The sequence below is a fragment of the Aequorivita flava genome (assembly GCF_038742595.1).
Taxonomy (GTDB): Bacteria; Bacteroidota; Bacteroidia; order Flavobacteriales; family Flavobacteriaceae; genus Aequorivita; species Aequorivita marisscotiae.
The window spans coordinates 1-1,812 of the sequence record NZ_JBANCF010000036.1 but is presented as its reverse complement, the minus strand read 5'-3'; the positions used below and the strand labels follow the sequence as shown (position 1 = coordinate 1,812).

Annotated in this window: 1 pseudogene; it reads left to right on the top strand. The window is 45.4% G+C overall.

Going from position 1 to position 1,812, the window contains the following annotated elements:
- Window positions 1-1,812, top strand: a pseudogene (locus tag VZD24_RS15185) (HYR domain-containing protein); the annotation flags it as partial.

Below are 1,812 nucleotides of genomic sequence, written 5' to 3'. Positions count from 1 at the left end.
TTGATTATTCATTGCAGGATTTTGCAGGTTCAGGAACATTTGAAGCTGAAGTATGGGATGGAGCTGCTTGGCAACAGATATTATTTGTAGATGTAGATACCGATCCTGTTAACACGGGCGACATAGATGTTTCTGCGTTTGTAAATGCAGCCTTCCAAGTGCGATATACTTATGATGATGAAGACGATTGGGCTTGGGGAGCTGGTGTAGACAACTTCCTATTGACCTATGAAGCTGCCGCTGGCGGTGGATTGGATGTTTTCCTTGATGTAAACGGTGTGGCTTCAATTAGCCCTAACGATCTTGTTACCGGAGTAAACGAAGCTTGTGGATACACAATTACCGCTGGTGGTACCGGCGGTGGAACAGCAGGATCATTGACCTCTCTATTTGCTTCTGGAAATAATGGATCTCCAGGAGGAGCGGTTTATTTTGACATCACTGTTGGAGCAGCCGATTTGGAAGTGAGCGAAATTGATATAAATACAGCCGATCCGGGAGGGTTTACTTTAGATATTTATACGCTTGTGGGCACATATGTAGGTAATGAGTCCAATCCTGGTGCTTGGGGAGCTGTAGCCGCAACCGCAACAGGAACAGGAGCCGGCTTAGATGCACCTTCAAATGCTGTTTTGGCAACTCCTTTGATGTTGAGTGCAAACACTACTTACGGGATGGCTTTAGTTCTCGATGGCGGACATTCACACTATTACACCAATGGTGATGGAAGCAATCAAAATTATTCCAATGCCGATATGTCAATGAGTTTAGGTGCTGCCTCCAACACACCTTTCACAACTCCTATATTTGCACCTCGTGTTTTTAACGGAACCATCCACTATACTACCGGTGCAGGCTCTGGATTAGATTTCACTTGCGCAGATTTGGGCGAGAACATCATTGAAGTAACCGTAACCGATGCCAGTGGAAACGCTTCTACCTGTATGGCGGTAGTAAATGTTATAGATAACATTGCGCCAGTTATTACTTGTGGCGTTGCAAACATTACTTCAGAATTAACAGATTTTGAAGATGCTACTATACCAACGAGTTGGACTACCGTAGTTACTTCAGGTTCTGCAGACTGGGCCTTCGGGTCGGGCGATATGCCAATAGGCGGCGATTTCCCTACAAACGCAGCGATCTTTGATGACGATGCGGCAGGTAGTGGTGAGGTTAACTTAGTTTCACTTCTTTCTCCAGTGTACGACATCTCTGCGGCTGTAACGGCATCCATCTCTTTTGATTATGCATTGCAGGAATTTGCAGGTGATGGTACTTTAACTGTAGAAGTATACGATGGCGCAGCTTGGCAACAAATACTATTTGTAGATGTAGATACCGATCCGACCAATTCAGGAGCCTTAGATATGGCCGCTTATATGAACGCTGACTTCCAAGTTCGTTTTACTTACGACGATGAAGGCGGCTGGGCCTGGGGTGCCGGTGTAGATAACTTCCAAATAGATTACGAAGGTGTTAGCACGGGTAACGTTGTAGAAATTGAACTAGGACCAGATGGTACGACCACTATCGATCCTTATAGTTTGCTTTCTGACATAAACGAAGCTTGTGGCATTGCTACTATTGCAGTAGATGTGCCAACCGTAACTTGCGCAGATATAGGAACACCAGTTATGGTAACTGTATTTGTAAGCGATACAAGCGGTAACCTTGCCTCTTGTGTGGCTGAAGTTCACGTGGTTGACAAATTGGCTCCGGTGCTTACTTGCCCTGCAGACCAAACAGTAGATCCAGGACCAGGCAACATTTTCTATATTGTACCGGATTACTTTGCAACTGGCGAAGCGA